Source organism: Streptomyces sp. NPDC041124 (assembly GCF_055592385.1).
In genome coordinates this window covers 473,000-488,809 of the sequence record NZ_JBVIYR010000003.1, presented here as the reverse complement: position 1 = coordinate 488,809, position 15,810 = coordinate 473,000, and the positions used below count along the sequence as shown (strand labels likewise).

The following is a 15,810-nucleotide window of genomic DNA, read 5'->3' as shown; positions in this document are numbered from 1 at the left end:
CCGACCCCGCGGGCCGGGAACCGGCCGCGGACCCGTACCGTTGGGGGCGTGTACCGGTTTCTGCTGACGCCCCGCTGGTGGGGGATCAACGTCTTCCTGTTGCTGTCCATCCCCTTCTGCATCTTCATGGGGTCCTGGCAGCTGGGCCGGTTCGAGGACCGGGTGGACCACCACCGCGACGCCGAGGAGCGGGTCGTCTCGGACCAGCGGGAGGAGGCCCGGCCGCTGGACGACCTGCTGCCCGTGACCAAGGCCACCTCCGGCAAGCAGACCACCGCGAGCGGCCGGTACGACACCGAGCTGCTGGTGCCCGACCGGAAGGTGGACGGCGAGGACGGCTACTACGTCCTGACGCTGCTGCGCACCGAGACCGGCCGCGCCCTGCCCGTCGTACGGGGCTGGCTGCCCGGCGAGCCCGACCCGTCGAAGGTGCCCGCGCCGCCCTCGGGTGAGGTCACCGTCACCGGTGCGCTCCAGGCGTCCGAGACCCCGGGCAGCAACGGCGTCAGTGCCCGCGGCGGCCTGCCGCAGGGCCAGACGGCCGCGATCAGCTCGGCCTCGCTGGTGAACCTGGTGCCGTACGACCTGTACGACGCCTGGATCACCCTCAACCGCGGGGACTCGGGGATGAAGGCGGTACCGGCGTCCGCGCCGGGCGGTACCGGACTGGACCTGAAGGCGTTCCAGAACCTCGGCTACACCGCCGAGTGGTTCGCCTTCGTCGGCTTCGTGATCTTCATGTGGTTCCGGTTGCTGCGCCGCGAGCTGGAGCTCGCCCACGACGCGGAACTGGGCCTCGCGGAGGACGGGGACGGGAGCGGCGCGGACGGGAACGAGGACGACGACACCCCCCGTCAGCCGGCGGGTGTCAGCAGCCCCGTCCAGTAGACCGTCCCCGCGCACGCGTTGCCCACGGTCGTGGTGGCCGAGCTCGATCCGGTCGACGCCGTGTACGACACCGCCACACTGCCCTCGGTCCCGCCGTCCGCCCGGAGCGTCTGCGTCGCCGTGCCGCCGTCGGTGCCCGCCGGCGCGCCGGTCGTCGTGGTCGGGTCGCCCGAGGGCGTCGGGTCGGGCGAGGGCCCGCCGGTGCTGCCACCGGGTGTACCACCCGGGGCGGGACAGGTCTCGGAGGGCACCCAGGCGAACCGCACCTCGTAGGCGGCGCCCGGCCCGAGGACCAGCGACCCCGCCTCCAGGGAGGGGTCGGGCAGTCCGGCTGCCGCGTCCCCCGCCACGTGCCGCATCGCGCTCACCTTGGCGGCCGAGGCGGCGCCCTGCGCGGTGACGCCCACGACGCCCGCGCCGTCGACCGTGCAGCCGGCCGCGGAGACGTTGGTGACCCGGAAGGAGCCGTAGACCGCGCCCGTCGAGTCGGGAGCGGCGCTGCTCGCCGTCGCCGGACCGAGCTGGGCGGCGGTGCAGGCGGACGCCCCTGCGGACGCGTCGGCCGAGGGGCCGGTGCCCTCGGTCGCACCCGTACCGGAGTCGTTGCCGGTGCCGTCCTTGTCCTCGTCCTTCTTGTCGCCCCCGGCTCCGCCGCCGACCTCGTCCGAGGAGCCGCCCGCGGTGCTCTCGCCGCCGCCGGGGTCCTTGCCCTGGCCGGTGCCGCCCTGCGCCTGCGAGGCGTGGCCGACGGCCGACGGGTTGGCGTCGGAGCCGGCGGTGGTGGTGACGTGCACGAGGGCGGGGACGGCCGTGCCGACGAAGAGGGCGGCGGCGGCCATGCCGACGAGGGCCTGGCGCTTGTGCGCCCGGCGGGCGGGGACGGCCCGGCGCAGGTAGTCCAGGGTGCCGTCGCCCGGCTCCACCTCGCGCACCGCCTGCCGCAGCAGGGTGCGCAGTTCCAGCTCGTCCGAGTCGAGCCCCTCGGGGCCTCGGTCGTCCAGGCCGTGGTTCACAGTTCCGTTCCCAGCGTGCGTGTGCTTCGGTTCTTGCCCGTGCGGCGTCACGAGCCCGCGCAGCCGCGCCGGCCCGTCCTCGGTGCCCCGAGCGCCTTCGGCGTCCCGCCCGGTGTCGGTGTCCCGCGCGTCGGTGTCCGGGGCGTCCCCGGTCTCCCGTGCGCCCTCGGTCTCCCGTCCGGCGTCGGCCGTACGCGGGCTCTCCGGCTCGCGTTCCTCACGACCCGCGGTGCTGCCGTCGCTCATGCGGACGCCCCCATGGCCAGCCGCAGCGCCGCGATGCCGCGCGAGCCGTACGCCTTCACCGAGCCCAGCGAGATGCCGAGCGTCTCGGCGACCTGCGCTTCCGTCATGTCCGCGAAGTAGCGCAGCACCAGCACCTCGCGCTGGCGGCGCTGGAGGTTCTTCATCGCCTTGATGAGGGAGTCGCGCTCCAGCTGGTCGTAGGCGCCCTCCTCCGCGCTCGCCATGTCCGGCATGGGCTTGGAGAGCAGCTTCAGGCCGAGGATGCGGCGGCGCAGCGCGGAACGGGACAGGTTGACCACCGTCTGGCGCAGATAGGCCAGGGTCTTCTCCGGGTCCCGGACGCGTTTGCGGGCGGAGTGGACGCGGATGAACGCCTCCTGGACGACGTCCTCGCAGGAGGCGGTGTCGTCGAGCAGCAGCGCCGCGAGACCCAGCAGCGAACGGTAGTGCGCGCGGTAGGTCTCGGTGAGGTGGTCGACGGTGGTGCCGGCCGCGACGGCGTCGTCGGCGCCGTCACGCTGGCCGGGTATGCGGGCGGGCCGCGCTGCGGGCATGCGGGCGATCACCGGCATGCCGCCGCCGGACGCGCCCGGCATGCGGGGTCGGAGAGCCTGGCGGGGCGGCCGGAGGGCCGTGCCGCGCGGCGCTGTGAAGTCGAGTACCTCAGCCACGCCAGTTGGACACGCTTCCCCCCGTAAGGGTTGTACGTGCCGGGTGTCACTTCTGCGGCGGCCGGCGCCGGCCGCCCGCCCGCGTCAGGCAGCACCACCGACAGCGCGTCAAATGCCCTCATGCGACCCGCTCTTCCCCTGTGTCCCATATGAACGGACGTCCCCACGTCCGGTTCCAGACGTCCCCACGTCTGAAAGGCAGCGTCCTCAAGGCCCCGGAAAGGGCGACCGCAAAGACGCTCCCCGCCCTCCGCTCGGTTGCGGAGGACGGGGAGATGATTCCACCTGCAATCCTCGGTCGCCGCACCCGCGGTGACAAGTGGTCCAGACCGAGAACCCAGCGCACAAGACTTACACAGATCCTACAAACGAATCCTCTGCGATCCGAAACTCTTTATCGTTCGAGCACCACGAGTTCGGCGATCTGCGCGGTGTTGAGCGCCGCTCCCTTGCGCAGGTTGTCCCCGCACACGAACAGCTCCAGTGCCGTGGGGTCGTCCAGGGCCCGCCGTACCCGCCCGACCCAGGTCGGGTCGGTGCCGACGACGTCGGCGGGGGTGGGGAACTCCCCCGCGGCCGGATTGTCGAACAGGACGACTCCGGGGGCGGTGGCGATGATCTCGCGCGCCCGGTCGACGGTGACCTCGCCCTCGAAACGGGCGTGGACGGTGAGGGAGTGCGTGGTGACGACGGGGACGCGGACACAGGTGACCGCGACGGGGAGCGCGGGCAGGCCCAGGATCTTGCGGGTCTCGTCGCGGACCTTCATCTCCTCGGAGGACCAGCCGTCCTCGCGCAGCGACCCGGCCCACGGCACGACGTTCAGCGCGACCGGCTCCGGGAAGGGGCCCGTGTTGTCCCCCACGGCCCGCCGCACGTCACCGGGATGGGTCCCCAGCTCCGTACCGGCCACCAGGGACATCTGTTCGCGCAGGGTCCGCACACCCGCGTGCCCGGCACCGCTGACCGCCTGGTACGAGGAGACGACCAGCTCGCGCAAACCGAACTCGGCGTGCAGCGCGCCCAGCGCGACGATCATCGACAGGGTGGTGCAGTTCGGGTTGGCGACGATCCCGCGCGGGCGCCTGCGTACGGTGTGCGGGTTGACCTCGGGCACGACGAGCGGCACGTCCGGGTCCATGCGGAAGGCGCCGGAGTTGTCGACGACCACCGCGCCCCGCGCTGCGGCGACGGGCGCCCACCGCTCGGCGACCTCGTCGGGTACGTCGAACATCGCGACGTCGACCCCGTCGAAGGCCTCCTCGGTGAGCGCCACCACCTCGACCTCTTCACCGCGCACGGTCAGCTTGCGGCCGGCCGAGCGCGGGGAGGCGACGAGCCGGATCTCGCCCCAGACGTCCGCCCGCTGGGACAGGATCTGGAGCATGACCGTGCCGACGGCCCCGGTCGCTCCCACGACCGCGAGCGTCGGCCGCCCGGAACGTCCGGGTCCCTCGGGTCCGGCCATCAGCGGCCGGTGCCTCCGTAGACCACGGCCTCGTCGCTGTCGGAGTCCAGTCCGAAGGCGGAGTGCACCGCGCGGACGGCCTCGGGGACGTCGTCCTTGCGGGTGACGACCGAGATGCGGATCTCGGAGGTCGAGATCAGCTCGATGTTGACGCCCGCGTCGCTGAGCGCCGTGAAGAAGTCGGCCGTGACACCCGGGTTGGTCTTCATGCCCGCGCCGACGAGGGAGATCTTGCCGATCTGGTCGTCGTAGCGCAGGGAGTCGAAGCCGATGGTGCCCTTGTTCTTCTCCAGGGCGTCGATGGCCTTGCGGCCCTCGGTCTTCGGGAGGGTGAAGGAGATGTCCGTCAGGCCCGTGGAGGCGGCGGACACGTTCTGCACGACCATGTCGATGTTGATCTCGGCATCGGCGATCGTGCGGAAGATCGAAGCCGCCTCGCCGGGCTTGTCCGGCACGCCGACGACCGTGACCTTGGCCTCGGAGGTGTCGTGCGCGACACCGGAGATGAGAGCCTGCTCCACCTGCTTGTCCCCTTGCTTCTTCGGCTCGCTGCTGACCCACGTGCCCTGGAGTCCGCTGAAGGACGAGCGGACGTGGATCGGGATGTTGTACCGGCGGGCGTACTCCACACAGCGGTGGAGCAGCACCTTGGAACCGGAGGCCGCCAGTTCGAGCATGTCCTCGAACGAGATCCAGTCGATCTTCCTGGCCTTCGTCACCACGCGCGGGTCGGCGGTGAACACGCCGTCGACATCCGTGTAGATCTCGCACACCTCGGCGTCGAGCGCGGCGGCGAGGGCGACGGCGGTGGTGTCGGAGCCGCCGCGGCCGAGCGTGGTGATGTCCTTGGTGTCCTGGCTGACGCCCTGGAAACCGGCGACGATGGCGATGTTGCCCTCGTCCACCGATGCCTTGATCCGGCCCGGCGTGACATCGATGATGCGGGCTTTGTTGTGGACCGAGTCGGTGATGACACCTGCCTGGCTGCCGGTGAAGCTCTGGGCGTTGTGGCCCAGGTTCTTGATCGCCATGGCCAGCAGGGCCATGGAGATCCGCTCTCCGGCGGTCAGCAGCATGTCGAGCTCGCGCCCGGCAGGAATCGGGGAAACCTGCTCGGCGAGATCGATCAGCTCGTCCGTCGTGTCGCCCATCGCGGAAACCACGGCGACCACCTGGTGGCCGTTCCTCTTGGCTTCCACGATCCTCTTGGCGACGCGCTTGATGCCTTCGGCATCGGCTACGGAGGAGCCTCCGTACTTCTGCACGACAAGGCCCACGTGCGCTCCTCGCTCAGTCCGTCGTTTTCCACAGTCCGCACACACAGGTGTGCGCCGCGGTCGGTCCAGTCTATCGAGCGTCCGAAAAACCCCTCCGCGATATCGCATCGTGAGACATACGGCCGCTCGCGCAGGGGGCTCATGCCCAACCCGACCCGGACCACTCGGAAAAGCGACCCGTGTCACACAGGGGCACGGCCGGCGAGGCCGCCGGGGTGATGCTCACGAGGGCCGGCGCGGCCGGGGCGTTCAGACGACCGGGCGCATGCCCAGGGGGGCCGCGATCTCCCGGGCCATGACGCGGCCCGCCTCGAACTCCAGGGTGTCGTCACCCATGCCCTGGTCGGTGTCGAGGCCGTCGAGTTCGGCGAGGGGCTGGTTCAGGCGGACGTGGGCGACCACCGACTGCAGGGCGCGCAGGGTGGCGGACGCCGTGGAGCCCCAGTTGGAGAAGTAGGAGAACTGCCACCACCACAGCGCCTCCATGGTGCGGCCGGCCTTGTAGTGGGCCATGCCGTGGCGGAGGTCGGTGATGACGTCGGTGAGGTCGTCGGAGATGCGGGCCGGGACGGGCGCCTTGCGGGGCTCGTAGGGGTCGAAGACCTCGGAGTAGACGTCGACCGGGTCGAGCAGGCGGGCGAGGTTCTCGCGGAGCTGGTCCACGTCGCCCTCGGGGCCCAGGTCGGGCTCGTAGCGCTCGTCGGGGACGAAGTCCTCGTGGGCGCCCAGGCGGCCCCCCGCCAGCAGCAGCTGGGAGACCTCCAGGAGGAGGAAGGGGACGGCCGAGTCCGGCTCGTCGCCCTTCGCGACCTCGGTCACGGCGACGAGGAAGCTCTCGATCTGGTCGGCGACCTGGACCGCGAAGTCGTCCGGGTTCTGATCGGTCGCGTGCAGCGTGGCGTCAGACATCTAGGAGTCGTCTCCCCTCGAAGGCGCGGCCGAGGGTCACCTCGTCCGCGTATTCCAGGTCGCCGCCCACCGGGAGGCCGCTGGCCAGGCGGGTGACCTTCAGGCCCATGGGCTTGATCATGCGGGCGAGGTACGTGGCCGTGGCCTCGCCCTCCAGGTTCGGGTCCGTGGCCAGGATGAGTTCCGTGACCGTGCCGTCGGCGAGACGGGCCAGGAGTTCCCGTATCCGCAGATCGTCCGGGCCCACCCCGTCGATCGGGCTGATCGCCCCGCCCAGGACGTGGTAGCGGCCCCGGAACTCACGGGTGCGCTCGATGGCCACCACGTCCTTGGGCTCCTCCACCACGCAGATGACCGCGGGGTCGCGGCGGGCGTCGCGGCAGATGCCGCACTGCTCCTCCTGCGCGACGTTCCCGCAGGTCACGCAGAAGCGGACCTTCGCCTTGACCTCCATCAGCGCGTGCGCGAGGCGCCGCACGTCCGTCGGTTCCGCCTGCAGGATGTGGAAGGCGATCCGCTGCGCGCTCTTGGGACCGACGCCGGGCAGCCGCCCCAGCTCGTCGATGAGGTCCTGGACCACGCCTTCGTACAACGGACTGCCGTCCTTCCTAGGTGGTGCTTCAGTACGTACGGTAGAGGCCCGCGGGCCTTCTTGGTAAGGGTGGGAAGGTCAGAAGGGGAGGCCCGGGATGCCTCCGCCGCCCAGTCCCTGGGCGAGCGGGCCGAGCTTCTGCTGCTGGAGGGTCTGGGCGTTCTCGTTGGCCGCCTGGACCGCCGCGACGACCAGGTCCGCGAGGGTCTCGGTGTCCTCCGGGTCCACCGCCTTCGGGTCGATCTTCAGCGCCCGCAGCTCGCCGGAGCCGGTGACGGTGGCCTTCACCAGTCCGCCGCCCGCCTGTCCCTCCACCTCGGTGCGCGCGAGTTCCTCCTGCGCCTGGGCAAGGTCCTGCTGCATCTTCTGGGCCTGCTGGAGCAGCTGCTGCATGTTGGGCTGGCCACCACCGGGGATCACGATTCAGCTCCTTGGTCGGTTTCCGTCGGTCCGTGTATCACGGTTTTGCCGTTCGGCACGAGCCTACGTGGTCGGACCAGCCGTCGCCCCAGCACTCTTTCGAGTGAGTTCCGATCGGGGCCCTATACCGGATGACGGCCTACTTCCGGGGGAAAGGGCGCCCGAACCCCCGGCGCCGCCACCCGTTGGGAGGTAGGAAGGGTCGGGTACGCGAGCACATGGCGTCACACTTCACGCACGGAACGTACGCGAGGCCGGCGGGGGCGGCGGGGATCAGCAGGGGTCGGCAGGGTCGGTGCAGTAGGGAGATGCCGGGTGGGTCAGCCGGAGATGCAGCCCGAGGGTCGGTCTCAGGACCGGCGGGGCGAGGGGGCGGCCGGGGAGCGGCCGGGCGACCCGGCCGGGCGCGCGTTTCCGCTCGGGGACTGGGGCGACCCGGCGACCCGGCTGGACGAGCTGTACCGGTGGGTGGAGCGCGGGGCGCTGGACACCGTCGCCTGGTACGTGGAGGAGCGCGCGTGGAAGCGGCGGTGCGCGTGGGCGCTGCGGGCCGGTGCCGCGGTGGGCGCGCTGACCGGGGCGGCGCTGCCGCTGCTGGATCTGACCGCGGTGGCCGACGGGTCGGCGCCGTGGGGGTATCTGGCGCTGCTGCTGGCGGTGGCGTGTGTCGCCGGGGACCGGTTCTTCGGGATGACGTCCGGCTGGATGCGCGACGTGGCGACGGCCCAGGCCCTTCAACGGCGGCTGCAGGCCTTCCAGTTCGACTGGGCCTCGGAGTGCGTCCGTGAGGTGCTGGGGCCCACCGAGGGCACGGCGAGCGAGGCGGCCGAGCGGTGCCTGACGGTGCTCAGGCGGTTCTCGGAGGACGTGACGGAGCTGGTGCGGGTCGAGACGGCCGACTGGATGGTGGAGTTCCGCAGCGGGGGCGCGCCGCTGGGCGTGCAGACGGCGCTGGCGGGCGGAGGGCGCCCGGAGGGCCCCCTCCCGCACGGCCGTTTCCCGTCCCCGCCGGGACCGGCCCGCCCCAACATGCCGCGCCAGCGCCCGCCGGAGCCGCGCTGACCCCGGCCGTCCCGCCGGAGCCGGCCCTCAGGCCGCGCGCCGCGCGCACAGCCCCATCCCCTGCGGCGTCCAGCACGGCAGGTGCCCGTGCGTGCGGATCACGTCCTGGCCGATCCCCCGCGCGAGGTACGTCATGAAGCTCGACGCGAGCGAGTCCCGTGGCGGCTTGCCGTAGGTGTAGGCGTACTCGATCTCCTGGTACGGGTAGGAGCTGGTGCCGTTCTCGATCGCGTCGACGGACGCGGGGTGGCCGTCGAGGTCGAGCCGGTGCAGGCCCTGCGCGCGGGCGGCCAGGTTGAGTTCGCTGTAGCCGATCGCGCCGGGCAGTGCGGCGACGGTCGTCAGCACCTCCTTGGTGGAGCCGAGTTCGCAGCGGATGACGGGCGCGGCCGGATCGTCCTTGTGCACGCAGTCGACGGAGGAGTGGGCGATCTCGCTCCGGCCCAGTACCCGCCGCTGGAACACCTGCCGGGTGCCGGAGTTGGCGTCCCGGCTGACCAGGTGGACCGGCAGGTCGGAGCCGCCGAGTTCGCTCCAGTTGGCGATCTCGCCCCGGTACAGCCGCCTCACGTCCGCCGTCGACAGCTCGCGCAGGCCCACGTCCTCGTTCACCACCAGGGCGAACACGGACACCGCGATCCGGTTCTCCCGCAGTTCCGGCATCCCGCCGGGCTTGGGGCCGTCCGACAGGGCCACCAGGGGCGGCGAGCCGTGCTCCGACTCGGCGCCGGCCGCGAGCAGCCGGCGGATGCCCGAGGCCGATCCGTGCGCGTCCACCTCGATGCGCGGCTCGTCCTCCGCGCAGTCCTCCTCGTACGCCCGCGCGGCCTCCCGCAGCACGGGTGCGAACGCGGTCGAGCCGGTGAGGGTGAGGGTGCCGCCCTCGCAGCCGATGGGCGGCGGGCTGTCGTCCTGGGCGACGACGATCACCGCGAGCGCCACCACGCACAGCGTGAGGGTGATGGTGATCAGCCGGGCCGCCCGGCTGAACAGCGGGGCCTTCTCGTCCGGGGTGGCGCTGCGGTTGCTGTGCACCTCGCCGTCGCTCAGGTCGCAGCGCAGTTCGATCCCGTCGCCCACGCTGCCGCCGGAGAGCAGCACCAGCAGTTTGAAGTAGGCGCCCCGGTTGAGGGGGACGCGCGGCAGGTCGAGGGTGCCGCCCCGGTAGGTGAAGCCCCGCTCGGCGGTGAAGTGTTCGATGAGGTGGCTGGTCACCGTCGGCTGGGTGACGGAGACGCCGAGGATGGTGCGGCCCTCGAACTCCACGGTCATGCCGTGGGTTCCCGGGTTCTGGTAGTCCTCGCGGCCGATGGTCCCCCAGCCGTCGTTCTCGATGCGCAGCAGCACCATGCTGGCGTCCGTCATGCCTGCCGCCGTGTCGAACCAGCCCACCCGCCGGTTGATCCGCCGGCCCGACCGCGGGTCGTCACCGATCGGGGCGTCCAACTGCACCCGGTAGCCGATGCGTTTGCGGCGCGGCACCCGTCTCTCGTACCAGACCATCACGGCCGAGGCGACGATGCCGAGGATCGCCGTCGCCACGGCCACCAGGTTCTCCGCGCTCAGCCACTCCATCGTGCCGCCCCCGCAACCGCCCCGCACGTCCGACAGGGGGGCCACCGTACGGCCGTACGAAGGCGGGGGCGGTCCGCGTCCGCGGAAGTTCACCGGCGTTCGCCGAACGTTCAACCAGTGCGGACATCAGGGGACTTGGTCAGTCGCGGGTGTAGGTGAGCTGTTCGCCGCTGCCGGTGTTGACGCGCTGGAGGGAGCCGTCGGGGCGCAGGGTGATCCGGCTGGCGGCGCCCGGGGAGCAGGCGCCGCTCGGGCCGGCCGTCACGGTGGACGGGCCGAGGTCCAGCCGGCCGCCGGAGCTGCCGGTGAGCCGGGCCTCGAAGACGCAGTGGTAGGTGCCGTTGCCGGTGGGCCCGTCGGCGACCAGGGACATCACCGTGTCACCGATCTCGCCCTGCTGGACGGTGAGCCGGCGGCTGTGCTGCCCGCCGGCGTTGTCGATGGTGGTGGACCAGGTGCCGAGGAAGTCCGCCGGGACGGTGCCGTCCGCGGGCGCGGAGGTGGTGGGCTGCCCGGCGTCGGTCGTCGTGCCGTCGTCCGGGGTGCCCGACCCCGGGGTCCGGGGCGCGCTGCTCGGCGTGGTGGGTGTCGACGGGTCGCCGCCGGCGCGGTCGTCGGCCGTGCCGCCGCTCATCAGGGCGTACACGGTGCCGCCCGCGGCGAGCGCGACGACCAGCGCGATCACCACGAGCAGCGCGGTGGAGCGGTTGTCCCTGCGCGGCTCGGGCGCGGGCGGGTAGGCCGGGATCATCCCGGGCGGGGGCGGGCCGTACGGCGGGGTGGGGCCGGTGCCGTAGCCGTTGTACGGGTGGCCGTGCGCGTGGGGCTGCGGGTGCTGCTGGGCCTGGCCGTACGCTCCGGCCGGGGTGGGGCCGGGCGGCGGGGTGGGGCCGTTCTGCCCGTTCTGGCCCGCGACCAGGGTGGGGAGGTGGTTCACACCCGCCTGCCCGGGCGGGGGCGGGACCGGGGTGCCGGGGGGCGCGGGCGCCGCGGAGTCGTCGGCGGCGCGGGCGTGTTCGGGGGCGTCACCGGCCGCGGCGTCACCGTCGGGTTCCGTCGGCGGGGCCGGGTCGGCGCCCGCCGGCGTGGGCCGGCGGGGCGCTTCGGGGTCCTCCGTGTCCAGCAGCCGTACCGCGTGCCGGCCGAGCTGGGCGACCAGGGCGCTCGGCAGCCAGGGGTCGCGGGAGCGGCCGTCGACGACGGTGTCCTGCGCGCCGGTGCGTTCCAGCACCTGGTCGAGGGTGGGCCGCGCGGCCGGGTCCTTGTGCAGGCAGTCGCGGACGAGCCCGGCGAGGCCCTCGGGCACCCGCTCCAGGTCGGGTTCCTCCTGGGCGATGCGGAACATCAGGGCGTGCACCCCGCTGTTGGCGGTGCCGAAGGGCAGTTCGCCGGTCGCGGCGTAGGCGAGGACCGAGCCGAGGCAGAACACGTCGCAGGCGGGCGTGATGCGGTCGCCGCGCACCTGCTCGGGTGCCATGAACCCGGGCGAGCCGACGAGCGCCCCGGTGCGGGTCAGCCCGCCGTCGGTCACCGTCTCCAGTGCCCGCGCGATCCCGAAGTCGATGACCCGGGGGCCGTCGATGGTGACGAGCACGTTGGACGGCTTGAGGTCGCGGTGGACGATCCCGGCGGCGTGGATGTCCTTCAGCGCCTGCGCGAGACCGGCGGCGAGGATCCGCACCGACCGCTCGGGCAGCGCCCCGTGGTCGTGGCCGACCACCTGCTGGAGGCTCGGTCCGGCGACGTACCCGGTGGCGACCCAGGGCACGGGTGCCTCGGTGTCCGCGTCCAGCACCGGTGCGGTCCAGTCGCCGCCGACCTGCCGTGCGGCCCGCACCTCCTGGCGGAAGCGCGCCCGGAACTCCTCCTCGCGGGCCAGCTCCTCGCGGACCAGTTTCACGGCGACGGTGCGCCCCCGGTCGGAGCGGGCGAGGTAGACCTGCCCCATCCCGCCGGCCCCGAGCCGCGCCAGCAGCCGGTACGCCCCGATGTTCCGCGGATCCCCGGCCCCGAGCTTGTCCATCGCTGCGCCGCCTTCCCCCGTGCAGTGAGCAACGGATCGAGGATAGTGCGGGGCCGGTGCCCGGTGAGCCGGGTGCTGTCTACGGTTCCGTAACAGGCGGACCGATCCTGTCGAGCACCTCGGACAGCCGCTCGAGTGCCTGTACCGCCCGGTCCAGCCCGTCCTCGCCGTACTCCTCCTCGTACGCCCGCGCCAGCCGCTCGGCGAAGGCCGCGTGGCCGGGGTCGATGCGGCGGACCGCGGCGCGGCCCTCGTCGGTGGGGGCGAGGAGCTTGGCGCGTCGGTGGGCGGGGTTGGGCCGGTACTCGGCCAGTCCGGCGTCCACCAGCAGATCGGCGACGCGCTGGACGCTCTGCCGGGTGATGCCCATGGCCCTGGCGATTCCGGAGACCGGCAGCGGCTCGCCGAGGATCGCGCCGAGCACCTGCCACCGGGCGGCGCTGATCCCGGCGGGCCGGGCCAGTTCCTCCGCGACCGCGAGGAACTGGCCGTTCAGCCGGAAGGTGCCGAGCGCGCCCCGGCTGAGCAGGTCCTGCTGCCGGCGGCTCACCGGCTCAGCGCCTCCTCGTACGCGGCGTACGCGTCCGGGTCGGAGTCGTGGAACAGCCGGTACCAGGCGTCGGTCACCTGCTCGTCGTAGGCGCCGAGCAGCCGGAAGACCTCGCGGGCGAAGGCGACGGGCTCGGTCGGTCCGGCGGTGACGAGAGCGCCGTCGGTGACCGCGTCCGCCTCGACGTACCGCCCGGCGCCGGCGTATCCGGTCATGGCGAGGTAGGGGGCGGCGCCGCTGGTGTGCGCGCGGTCGTCGAGCAGCCCCTCGCGGGCGAGCCCGGCGGTGGCCCCGCAGATCGCGGCGACGGGCACACCGGCGTCGAGGAAGGCGCGGGCGGTGCGGGCGAAGGGGGCGAGCTCGTCGCCCTCGTCCCAGCGGGCGGCGCCGGGGAGGATCAGCAGCGAGCTGTCCGCGGGGCGCAGCGCGTCGAGCGCAAGGTCGGGCAGCACACGCAGTCCGCCCATGCTGGTGACCGGCTCCCCGGCCGGGGCGACGGTGCGCACCGCGTAGCCGGCCTGCGCGAGGTGCGCGGTGGTGTGTCCGGTCTCCCAGTCGGTGTAGGTGTCGTAGACGGCGAGGTGCACGGGCTTGCGGGTCATGACCGCTCCCTGGGGTGTGGGTTCCGGATCCGCCTTCTGATGACAGCAGCCTGTCATGACGACAGCACACTGTCAATTGACCGTCGTTCGGCGGTGTCGACAACCTGTCGCGGAATGGTCCCGACCGCAGACAGGCCGCCGATGTCGCGGCCCGGCCCGCCCCGCTTACCCTCTGCGGCATGACTCCTCAGCCGAACCCCGAGGTCGGGACCGCCGTGAAGGCCGCCGACCGTGCGCATGTGTTCCACTCCTGGTCCGCACAGGAGCTCATCGACCCGCTCGCCGTCGCCGGGGCGGAGGGGTCCTACTTCTGGGACTACGACGGCCGGCGCTACCTCGACTTCGCCAGCGGGCTCGTCTACACGAACATCGGCTACCAGCACCCCAAGGTCGTCGCCGCGATCCAGGAGCAGGCGGCGCGGATGACGACGTTCGCGCCCGCGTTCGCCGTCGAGGCCCGCTCGGAGGCGGCCCGGCTGATCGCCGAGCGGACCCCCGGCGACCTGGACAAGATCTTCTTCACCAACGGCGGCGCCGACGCCGTCGAGCACGCGCTGCGCATGGCGCGGCTGCACACCGGGCGCCCCAAGGTGCTCTCCGCATACCGCTCGTACCACGGCGGCACCCAGCAGGCCGTGAACGTCACCGGTGACCCGCGCCGCTGGGCCTCCGACACCGGCACCGCCGGGGTCGTGCGCTTCTGGGCGCCGTTCCTGTACCGCTCGCGCTTCCACGCCGAGACCGAGGAGCAGGAGTGCGCGCGGGCCCTGGAGCACCTGGAGGCGACGATCGCCTTCGAGGGTCCGTCGACCATCGCCGCGATCATCCTGGAGACGATCCCCGGCACGGCCGGGATCATGCCGCCGCCCGCCGGCTACCTCGCCGGGGTGCGCGAGCTGTGCGACCAGCACGGCATCGTCCTCGTCCTGGACGAGGTCATGGCCGGGTTCGGCCGGACCGGCACGTGGTTCGCGGCCGACCTGTACGACGTCGTCCCGGACCTGATGACCTTCGCCAAGGGCGTGAACTCCGGCTATGTGCCGCTCGGCGGTGTCGCCCTCTCGGGAGCGGTGGCCGAGACGTTCGCCAGGCGGCCGTACCCGGGCGGTCTGACCTACTCGGGGCACCCGCTCGCGTGCGCCGCCGCCGTCGCGACGATCACCGTGATGGAGGAGGAGGGCGTCGTCGCAGGCGCGGCGGCCCTCGGGACGTCCGTCGTCGGACCCGGGCTGCGCGCACTGGCCGAGCGGCACCCCTGCGTGGGCGAGGTGCGTGGCGTGGGCATGTTCTGGGCGCTGGAGCTGGTGCGCGACCGGGAGACCCGGGAGCCGCTGGTCCCGTACAACGCGGCCGGTGAGGCGAACGCGCCGATGGCGGCCTTCGCCGCCGCCGCGAAGGAGGCCGGCATCTGGCCCTTCGTGAACATGAACCGCACGCACGTGGTGCCGCCGTGCAACGCGAGCGAGGCCGAGCTGAAGGAGGGTCTGGCGGCGCTGGACGCGGCCCTGACCGTCGCGGACGGCTACGTGGCGTAACCGGGAGGACGGGCCGGGACTCCCCGGCGCGGGACGGACGCGGGACGGCCTCCGCCCCGCATCCGTTCGAACATCCGAGCCCACCCGAGGGCGTAAGGTGGCGTGCCCGTGCCCCTGCGGCGGGCACGTCACTCGAACGCGACGAGGGAGACGCCCCGACCATGCCCGGCATCACCGGCACCGGCGCAGTGACCCGCAGCACCCTGCGGCAGCAGATCGCCGACGCGCTCCGTGACGAGGTGCTGGCCGGGCGGCTCCAGCCGGGGCAGGCGTTCACCGTCAGGGAGATCGCCGAGCAGTACGGGGTGTCCGCGACGCCCGTCCGCGAGGCGCTGGTCGACCTGACGGCACAGGGGCTGCTCGACGCCGACCAGCACCGCGGTTTCCAGGTGCGCGCGTACTCCGCCGACGACTTCCGGGAGATGGTCGAGGCGCGCCGTCTCGTCGTCGACGGCATGTTCCGGACACTGGCCGGCGGCCGGCCCGATCCGCTCCGCCCGGACGAGCCGCGGGTCGCCGCCGCCCTCGCCGGGGTGCGCAGGCGCGGCGAGGAGGCCCAGCGCGCCGCCCTCGCCGGTGAGGTCACCGTCCTCATCGGCTACGACCTGCGCTTCTGGCGCGAACTCACCGCCGTGTTCGGCAACCGGCACCTCACCGACTTCCTGCACCGGCTCCGCGCCCAGGGCTGGGTGTACGCGGTGCAGCGGCTGCGGGGGCTGCCCGACCTCCGAGGGCGGCTGTGGTCCGGGCACACCGATCTGGTCGACGCGCTGGCGCGCCGTGACACCGACGCCGCCCGCGCGATCGTCGAGGCGTACGACGCGCACTCGCTGTCCCTCGTCGAGGGGCTGACGGCCGACGGGGATGGGTAAGGGACCTGCACCACCGTCTCCCGCACGGGAGGCGCCTGCCGTCCCGGGCCCGGATACCCTTCCCTGACCGGGACGACCACCCCGGCCATCCCGACGACCGCGCGCTG

General features: G+C 73.0%; 15 protein-coding genes. 4 read left to right on the top strand and 11 right to left on the bottom strand.

Annotation, left to right across the window (positions count from 1 at the left end; translation table 11 throughout):
* The first annotated feature begins 48 nt into the window (after nucleotides 1-48).
* A complete protein-coding gene (locus ACZ6A9_RS10580; protein WP_468982178.1) occupies nucleotides 49-888 on the top strand; it encodes an SURF1 family protein in 840 nt (279 codons plus the stop codon).
* Here ACZ6A9_RS10580 and ACZ6A9_RS10575 read toward each other — a convergent pair.
* From ACZ6A9_RS10575 to ACZ6A9_RS10545, 7 genes are all read right to left on the bottom strand, one after another.
* Entirely contained in the window at nucleotides 855-2,147 is a 1,293-nt protein-coding gene (locus tag ACZ6A9_RS10575) for a hypothetical protein (protein WP_468982176.1), read from the bottom strand. The two genes, ACZ6A9_RS10580 and ACZ6A9_RS10575, sit on opposite strands and share 34 nt — an antisense overlap.
* The gene (locus tag ACZ6A9_RS10570; protein ID WP_189557498.1) at nucleotides 2,144-2,818 is read right to left on the bottom strand and encodes a SigE family RNA polymerase sigma factor; all 675 of its coding nucleotides are present in this window, start codon (nucleotides 2,816-2,818) and stop codon (nucleotides 2,144-2,146) included. The genes ACZ6A9_RS10575 and ACZ6A9_RS10570 overlap by 4 nt, the downstream gene beginning before the upstream one ends.
* Nucleotides 2,819-3,212: 394 nt before the next feature.
* Nucleotides 3,213-4,286 (bottom strand): aspartate-semialdehyde dehydrogenase, encoded by a 1,074-nt coding sequence (locus ACZ6A9_RS10565; protein ID WP_468982173.1) that lies wholly within the window; start codon nucleotides 4,284-4,286, stop codon nucleotides 3,213-3,215.
* Nucleotides 4,286-5,563, bottom strand: a complete 1,278-nt coding sequence (locus ACZ6A9_RS10560) for an aspartate kinase (RefSeq protein ID WP_228968594.1) — start codon at nucleotides 5,561-5,563, stop codon at nucleotides 4,286-4,288. The genes ACZ6A9_RS10565 and ACZ6A9_RS10560 overlap by 1 nt, the downstream gene beginning before the upstream one ends.
* 249 nt (nucleotides 5,564-5,812) lie before the next feature.
* Nucleotides 5,813-6,472 (bottom strand): DUF5063 domain-containing protein, encoded by a 660-nt coding sequence (locus ACZ6A9_RS10555; protein WP_468982170.1) that lies wholly within the window; start codon nucleotides 6,470-6,472, stop codon nucleotides 5,813-5,815.
* Nucleotides 6,465-7,064 carry a recombination mediator RecR gene (gene recR / locus ACZ6A9_RS10550; RefSeq protein ID WP_468982165.1) on the bottom strand — a complete coding sequence of 200 codons (600 nt, stop codon included), beginning with the start codon at nucleotides 7,062-7,064 and terminating at the stop codon, nucleotides 6,465-6,467. The genes ACZ6A9_RS10555 and recR overlap by 8 nt, the downstream gene beginning before the upstream one ends.
* A 78-nt stretch (nucleotides 7,065-7,142) precedes the next feature.
* Nucleotides 7,143-7,484 (bottom strand): YbaB/EbfC family nucleoid-associated protein, encoded by a 342-nt coding sequence (locus ACZ6A9_RS10545; RefSeq protein ID WP_190096373.1) that lies wholly within the window; start codon nucleotides 7,482-7,484, stop codon nucleotides 7,143-7,145.
* A gap of 315 nt (nucleotides 7,485-7,799) precedes the next feature.
* On the opposite strand from ACZ6A9_RS10545, the gene ACZ6A9_RS10540 reads away from it, so the two are divergent.
* Entirely contained in the window at nucleotides 7,800-8,546 is a 747-nt protein-coding gene (locus ACZ6A9_RS10540; RefSeq protein ID WP_468982157.1) for an SLATT domain-containing protein, read from the top strand.
* A gap of 27 nt (nucleotides 8,547-8,573) precedes the next feature.
* Here the strand turns inward: ACZ6A9_RS10540 and ACZ6A9_RS10535 are convergent, their stop codons facing one another.
* From ACZ6A9_RS10535 to ACZ6A9_RS10520, 4 genes are all read right to left on the bottom strand, one after another.
* Entirely contained in the window at nucleotides 8,574-10,121 is a 1,548-nt protein-coding gene (locus ACZ6A9_RS10535) for a substrate-binding domain-containing protein (RefSeq protein WP_468982926.1), read from the bottom strand.
* Between the two features lie 139 nt (nucleotides 10,122-10,260).
* Nucleotides 10,261-12,144 (bottom strand): serine/threonine-protein kinase, encoded by a 1,884-nt coding sequence (locus ACZ6A9_RS10530; protein WP_468982155.1) that lies wholly within the window; start codon nucleotides 12,142-12,144, stop codon nucleotides 10,261-10,263.
* Nucleotides 12,145-12,223: 79 nt separating this feature from the next.
* Entirely contained in the window at nucleotides 12,224-12,694 is a 471-nt protein-coding gene (locus tag ACZ6A9_RS10525; RefSeq protein ID WP_468982151.1) for a MarR family winged helix-turn-helix transcriptional regulator, read from the bottom strand.
* Nucleotides 12,691-13,296, bottom strand: a complete 606-nt coding sequence (locus ACZ6A9_RS10520; protein WP_468982149.1) for a DJ-1/PfpI family protein — start codon at nucleotides 13,294-13,296, stop codon at nucleotides 12,691-12,693. The genes ACZ6A9_RS10525 and ACZ6A9_RS10520 overlap by 4 nt, the downstream gene beginning before the upstream one ends.
* A gap of 179 nt (nucleotides 13,297-13,475) precedes the next feature.
* Between ACZ6A9_RS10520 and ACZ6A9_RS10515 the strand changes: the two genes are divergently transcribed.
* Nucleotides 13,476-14,831 carry an aminotransferase class III-fold pyridoxal phosphate-dependent enzyme gene (locus tag ACZ6A9_RS10515; protein WP_468982147.1) on the top strand — a complete coding sequence of 452 codons (1,356 nt, stop codon included), beginning with the start codon at nucleotides 13,476-13,478 and terminating at the stop codon, nucleotides 14,829-14,831.
* 161 nt (nucleotides 14,832-14,992) lie between these two features.
* On the top strand, nucleotides 14,993-15,703 hold the full coding sequence (locus ACZ6A9_RS10510; protein ID WP_468982144.1) for a GntR family transcriptional regulator: 711 nt from the start codon (nucleotides 14,993-14,995) through the stop codon (nucleotides 15,701-15,703).
* Nucleotides 15,704-15,810 lie beyond the last annotated feature (107 nt).

Coding starts and splice junctions, on each gene's coding strand:
- ACZ6A9_RS10575 (WP_468982176.1), bottom strand. CDS start 2,147: ATGAGCGACGGCAGCACCGCGGGTCGTGAGGAACGCGAGCCGGAGAGC.
- ACZ6A9_RS10565 (WP_468982173.1), bottom strand. CDS start 4,286: ATGGCCGGACCCGAGGGACCCGGACGTTCCGGGCGGCCGACGCTCGCG.
- ACZ6A9_RS10555 (WP_468982170.1), bottom strand. CDS start 6,472: ATGTCTGACGCCACGCTGCACGCGACCGATCAGAACCCGGACGACTTC.
- ACZ6A9_RS10535 (WP_468982926.1), bottom strand. CDS start 10,121: ATGGAGTGGCTGAGCGCGGAGAACCTGGTGGCCGTGGCGACGGCGATC.
- ACZ6A9_RS10530 (WP_468982155.1), bottom strand. CDS start 12,144: ATGGACAAGCTCGGGGCCGGGGATCCGCGGAACATCGGGGCGTACCGG.
- ACZ6A9_RS10520 (WP_468982149.1), bottom strand. CDS start 13,296: ATGACCCGCAAGCCCGTGCACCTCGCCGTCTACGACACCTACACCGAC.
- ACZ6A9_RS10515 (WP_468982147.1), top strand. CDS start 13,476: ATGACTCCTCAGCCGAACCCCGAGGTCGGGACCGCCGTGAAGGCCGCC.
- ACZ6A9_RS10510 (WP_468982144.1), top strand. CDS start 14,993: ATGCCCGGCATCACCGGCACCGGCGCAGTGACCCGCAGCACCCTGCGG.